Annotated in this window: 4 protein-coding genes and 1 pseudogene; 3 read left to right on the top strand and 2 right to left on the bottom strand. The window is 73.2% G+C overall.

Annotated elements, in window-relative coordinates:
- Nucleotides 1–1175: zinc chelation protein SecC (locus D7W82_RS38335; RefSeq protein WP_120622990.1), on the top strand; the 1175-nt coding region annotated here is incomplete at its 5' end.
- A gap of 9 nt (nt 1176–1184) precedes the next feature.
- Here the strand turns inward: D7W82_RS38335 and D7W82_RS38330 are convergent.
- Complete coding sequence (locus D7W82_RS38330; RefSeq protein ID WP_120622989.1) at nt 1185–2336, bottom strand: cyclic nucleotide-binding domain-containing protein; 1152 nt, start codon at nt 2334–2336, stop codon at nt 1185–1187.
- Between D7W82_RS38330 and D7W82_RS42635 the strand changes: the two are divergent.
- Nucleotides 2223–2606, top strand: a pseudogene (locus D7W82_RS42635) (hypothetical protein); the annotation flags it as partial. The gene D7W82_RS38330 and the pseudogene D7W82_RS42635 sit on opposite strands and share 114 nt — an antisense overlap.
- Before the next feature lie 117 nt (nt 2607–2723).
- Here the strand turns inward: D7W82_RS42635 and D7W82_RS38320 are convergent.
- The gene (locus tag D7W82_RS38320; protein ID WP_120622988.1) at nt 2724–3938 is read right to left on the bottom strand and encodes a cyclic nucleotide-binding domain-containing protein; all 1215 of its coding nucleotides are present in this window, start codon (nt 3936–3938) and stop codon (nt 2724–2726) included.
- 244 nt (nt 3939–4182) lie between these two features.
- Here D7W82_RS38320 and D7W82_RS38315 point away from each other — a divergent pair, with 244 nt between their 5' ends.
- Nucleotides 4183–4944, top strand: a complete 762-nt coding sequence (locus D7W82_RS38315; protein WP_120622987.1) for a hypothetical protein — start codon at nt 4183–4185, stop codon at nt 4942–4944.
- The last annotated feature ends 117 nt before the right edge of the window (nt 4945–5061 follow it).

Here is a 5061-nt window from a genome sequence, read left to right as displayed (position 1 = left end):
CAGCCCACCCGCTGAAGCAGGACCTGGAGGCGGCCATGTCGCTCCTGGGCGACGCGGACGTGTCCCGCCTGTCCCAGGCGCTGGAGCACCTGGGCGTGCTGCTCCAGGCCTCGGGGCCCCAGCCGGGCTTGCGCTATGACGACAAGGCCTTCAGCGACCACGTGGGCCAGGCGCTCGCGACGCTGGCCGCGCAGGAGGGCCTGGACGCGCTGGCGGCGCGCAACAGCCTGCGCGTGGGCGTGGTGCGGGAGCTGGGCACGCGCGGCTTCCAGGAGAAGCTGGGCGCGGGGCTGCTCGCGCAGGCGGCGAAGAGCGGCCGCACGCCGGAGGAGCGGCGCGCGCTGTGCGTGGGCGCGCTCCTGGCCACGGCGGCGAAGAAGACGGGCAAGGTGCGGCCGGAGGACAACCCCGTGCTGGACGTCGTCTTCGACGTGCAGTTCCGCGAGTGGAGCCAGAAGCACGCGGAGGTGGTGCGCAAGTACGAGTCCCTGGTCGCGGGCATGGAGCAGGAGGACCTCACGCCCGAGGCCTCGGAGGCGCTGCGAAAGGCGGAGGCCGGTGAGCTGGACGCGCTGGTGAAGCACGTGCAGGCGGACCCCGCGCTGGTGGAGCGCATCTCGCGCGAGGCGAAGGAGCGCGCGCAGCGGGTGGAGGCGAAGCTGCGCGACCCCGCCACGCCGTCCGTCTTCTCTCCGGAAGAGGAGCTGTGGCTCACCGTCGCGCTGTGGGAGCCGCTGCGCGCGATGAAGTCCCAGCCCAAGGAGCCTGAAGGAAGGCGGCAGGTCATCGCCGCGCTCCTGCGCGCGGTGAAGGGCGCGGTGGACGCGGACTTCCTCGAAGGGATGCTGGAGCGCATGCGCGAGGGAGCGAAGGACCCGGCGGCGGACGAGCCCACGCGCGAGTGGCTCACCGACGCGGCCATCGCCTTCGAGGCGGAGCCCGCGCGGCTGGTGCTGGCGGCGCTGCTCACCGCGCGGCAGGAGGCGAAGGGACGGAGCGCGGAGGAGCTGGTGGCGCTCGCGGACCTGAAGGCCCTGCCCGCGTGGACGCCGGAGCAGCTGGAGCCCTACCGGCAGCTGCTGGAGAAGGAGGGCCGCCCATCCGGCGCCGAGCGGATCCGCCGCGCGCAGGACTGGCTGCGCGAGCACCCCGTGCAGCTGGACGCGGAGGCCTGACGCCTCGGTTCAGACGAAGAGTGCCTTCGCGGTCTGCTGGAGGCGCTCCGTGCCCATGCGCATGAGCTGGCCCTTGAGGCCAGGCTGGCTCACGACGTGCCGCTCGAAGGCGGCGCGCTCCAGGCGCAGCACCACGCACGCTGTCTTCGTGCGCACCGTCGCGGACACGGGCTTGTCCAACAGCAGGGAGATTTCACCGAACACGTCGCCTTCGCGCAGCTCCGGCAGCAACAGGATGCGGCCCGGCTGCTCCAGCGACAGCTGACACTGGCCGCGCAGGAGCAGGTAGAAGGCGTCGCCCGGCTGCCCCTGCGTGAGGAGCACCTGGCCCGCGGGCACGGCGCGCAGGTCGAACTCGCGCGACATCGCCTGCTTCAGCGCGGGCGACAGGTTGGTGAACAGGGGGCTGGTCCGCAGCAGGTTGTCCACCAGCCGGCGCTGGTAATAGGCCTGCACCGCCGCCTCCACCTCCGGGTGCGCGGCGCTGACGCGGGCCAGGGAGGAGCGCTTGAACTCCAGCAGCACGGAGCGCTCACGCACCTCCACGCTGGCCAGCCTGGGCCCTTCGGACACCAGCGCCACCTCGCCGAAGAAGTCCCCCGGCCCCAGCGTGGCCACGACCTGACGCGCGTTGCCCTCCACCCGGCGCGCCACCTCCGCGCGGCCCTCCACCAGCGCGAACATGGAGTCGCCCGGCTGCCCCTCCTCCACCACGCGCTGGCCCGGCCAGAAGGCGCGCACCTCCAGCGCCTCCACCAGCGCCACGAAGGCGTCGCGCCCCACGCCGGACAGGACGGGCACGCCCGGGTCCTTGCCGTCGGGCACCCAGGCGAAGGTGGGGGCCAGGGCGCCGGGCGGCAGGGCGAAGCGCTCCGCCACCGCGCGCACCGTCTTGGGACGCGCGCCGCGCAGGCCTCGCGACAGCACCGTGGCGGCCACCGCGTGCAGCAGCCCTCCCGCGCGGGTCCAGGCGAGCGCCGCGTCGTCGTAGGCGTGGGCGGCCTCCGGGGTGCGCTCCAGCCACTCGAGCAGCTCGGCGACGCGCTGGTGCAGCTCCGGGTCGCCGGGGTCCGCGCGCAGCGCGTCCTGGTAGGCGGCCAGCGCCGCGTCCAGTTCACCGCTCGCGGCGAGGGCCGCCGCCCGGGATTTGAGGTCCGCCATGCGGCCCATGTAGCGCAGGCGCGGGTCGCGCGCACCCGTCCGGAAAGACCGGGAGTGAAGAACCGGAGAGTGCGAACCGACCTGGGCCTGCCCGATGCAGGGACAGGTCGGATACCGGCAGCACAAAGGTTGGGAGCTGCCCTTTGTTTCGCCTGTTGGCGCCGCTCCGTCGAGGGGGAACTGGAGCCGCGCGCGACCTGTCCATGCTGCCTGCGGCGAAGTCTGCCGGAGCCGGGGGCTTTCTCCGTCTGCCCGGTCTGCCTCTGGGAGAACACCGGCAGTCGCGAGCCAGAGCGCTACAGCGGGAGGCCTATCCTCTCGGCGAACTCCCGCGCTGATGCCCCCACCGCGCCCCCGGGCTTGAAGTGCCCGGGGGTGCGGGACGCGTCACCCGCTCAGGGCGCGCACGCGCTCCGCCAGGCTCTGGGTGAAGAGGCGGTAGATGCGCAGGGCCGCGGCCTCGTGCGTCTCCAGGAAGTACTGGAAGTCCGTCCGCGTGACGCGCAGGGCGCGCACCACCGTGTGCGCGCGCACGTGCGCGGACACCGGGCCATCCAGGATGAGGGAAATCTCTCCCAGGAACGCGCCCGGCCCCAGCATGTTGAGCTGGCGCGCGTCCGGACCCGGGCCGGTGGACACGCTCACCATGCCCTCCAGCAGCACCACCAGCCCCATCCCCTTCGCGCCCTTCTCCAGCACCGTCGTCCCCGCCGGCACCAGCACGGGCCGGGCCAGGCGGTAGAGGTCGCGCATGTCTTCCAAAGACAGACCATCGAAGATGGGAATGGCTTTCAGATAGCCATAGCCATCCACCACCGGCTGCGCCTTCTCCGCCGCGACCGAACCCTCCGGCGCCGACGCGAGCCCCAGCTGCTGGAGCAGCCGCGCCTGCTCCGCCTGGAGCAGCAGCAGCCCCGCCCCCGACGCGTGCTTGATGCCGTCCGCCAGGAGCACCAGCGCCCTCCACGTGGCGCCCTCCGCGTCCAGCAGCTCACACATGCGCAAGACCGCTTCCGGCCGCCGCGCGTCGTCCGCGGGCACCGCGCGCAGCATCTCCAGCTCCGCGTGCGCGTTGCCCAACACCCGGAACACCTGCGCCGCCTCCATGGGCCGGTGCATGCGGCCCAGGAGGTGCGCCAGCGACTCGCGCGCGCCCAGCGCCTGGTACAGCGACAGCGCCTGCTCCAGCGAACCGGCCCGCTCGAAGGCCGCCGCCGCGCGGGCCTGCTCCCCCACCCTCAGCCACGCCTCCGCCGCCAGCAGCGGCGCGCCCGCCTGCTCGTACAGCGGCGCCGCGCCCCCGTCGTCTCCATCCGACTCCAGCAGCCGCGCCGCGCCCGCGAAGTCGCGCGCCTGCCGCAGCACCTCCACCAGCCGGGTGCGCGTGCCGGCGGGCACCACCAGCGCCTCCTCCAGGACCCGCTCGCGCTGCCCCGCGCCCATCGCCTCGTAGGCACGCACCGCGTCCTCCACCGCGCCCTTCATCACCCGCGCCCACACGCCCCGCGTGACGCTGGAGCCAGGGCCCGCGGCCACGTCACCCACGTTCGAATCGTCTGGAGTCACGGCCTTGTCGTCCCTCCCGGACAACCTGGCGGACAAAGGGGGTCCTCGCCTGGGTCCGGGACCCTGATTCCGTAGCATTCTGAAACAGGGAAAGCCAGCCAGCGCGGTGAAGAGCGGCAGGCCTTGGCCACACTGTCCACCGCGTGAATCGGATGCGCAAAACCTGAGAGGTTGGGGTGGGCGCAAACCCTGCGCTTCGGGGTGGCTGTCTTGCGTGAGAGGGGCTCCCCACCTTCAGGCATCCCTGCCCCAGGGACTCCTACCCAAGGTGTCTTCCCTCATGACGTCGCGCCCCGCTTCCTTCCGTTCTCTCAAGGTCCTGGAGTCGTCCCACTCGCGCCGCGCGCTGAACCTCTTCGCGCGAGGCGGCTGCCTGCTGATGCTCGCGTCCGGAGCCGCCCGCGCCAACGAGCCGGAGGCCCCCGAAGCGCCTGTGCAGGCCGAGGCGCCTGCGCCAGGGGACGAGGCCCCGGCGGATGACGCGGTGTGGGGTGAGGAGGCGCTGGCGCAGGTGGAGCTTCCGGCGTCGATGACGGACGCGGCGCGGACGCTGGAGGAGGCGCCGGTGGTGGTGTGCTCGGGGTCGCTCCATCAGGCCTACCGTCCCGGGCTGCTGCTCACCACGCCCCGGAGCTCCGCGCAGCGCGAGGCGCTCCAGTTCAGCGGCTGCCCCGTCAACGACGGCGTGGTGATGGTGGCCGTGGGCATGGAGACGCAGCACCTGAAGCGCGCGACCTGCATCGGCGGCACGGGCGGTGCGTCCACCGCCACGGTGACGTGGTCCAACGGAGAGAAGTCCTCCGTGGAGCTGGCCCGCGTGGCGGCCGTCATGGACGGAGGGATGCAGGTCTTCACGTCCGAGGGGACCATCGGCTCCGGGCGTCACGCGGGCCACGGCGTGCGCCTGGTCACCGCCGTGCCCACCCTCACCACGCTGGCGGCCTGCGTCCAGCCGTCGGGCCTCACGGCGAACACGGGCGTCGCCACGCTCACCGTGCTGGACCTGCCCACCGTCCTGGACGTGCCCGCCGGGAGACAGTGACCGCGCGGTCGCTCCCCTGCCAGGCGCTTCGGGGAGGGGCGACTTTCGGGCCACACGGACCGCTATGCAGTCGCGGGCCGGGCGTTATCGTGGGGGGCCATGAGGTCTGCCCCGGAG

Source organism: Corallococcus sp. CA049B (assembly GCF_003611685.1).
Classification (GTDB): Bacteria; Myxococcota; Myxococcia; order Myxococcales; family Myxococcaceae; genus Corallococcus; species Corallococcus coralloides.
The sequence above is the reverse complement of the archived record's forward strand: the minus strand, read 5'-3'. Positions and strand labels throughout refer to the sequence as shown.

Bases quoted from the DNA above. Each gene is read 5' to 3' on its own strand.
- D7W82_RS38330 (WP_120622989.1), bottom strand. From the start codon at position 2,336: ATGGCGGACCTCAAATCCCGGGCGGCGGCCCTCGCCGCGAGCGGTGAA.
- D7W82_RS38315 (WP_120622987.1), top strand. From the start codon at position 4,183: ATGACGTCGCGCCCCGCTTCCTTCCGTTCTCTCAAGGTCCTGGAGTCG.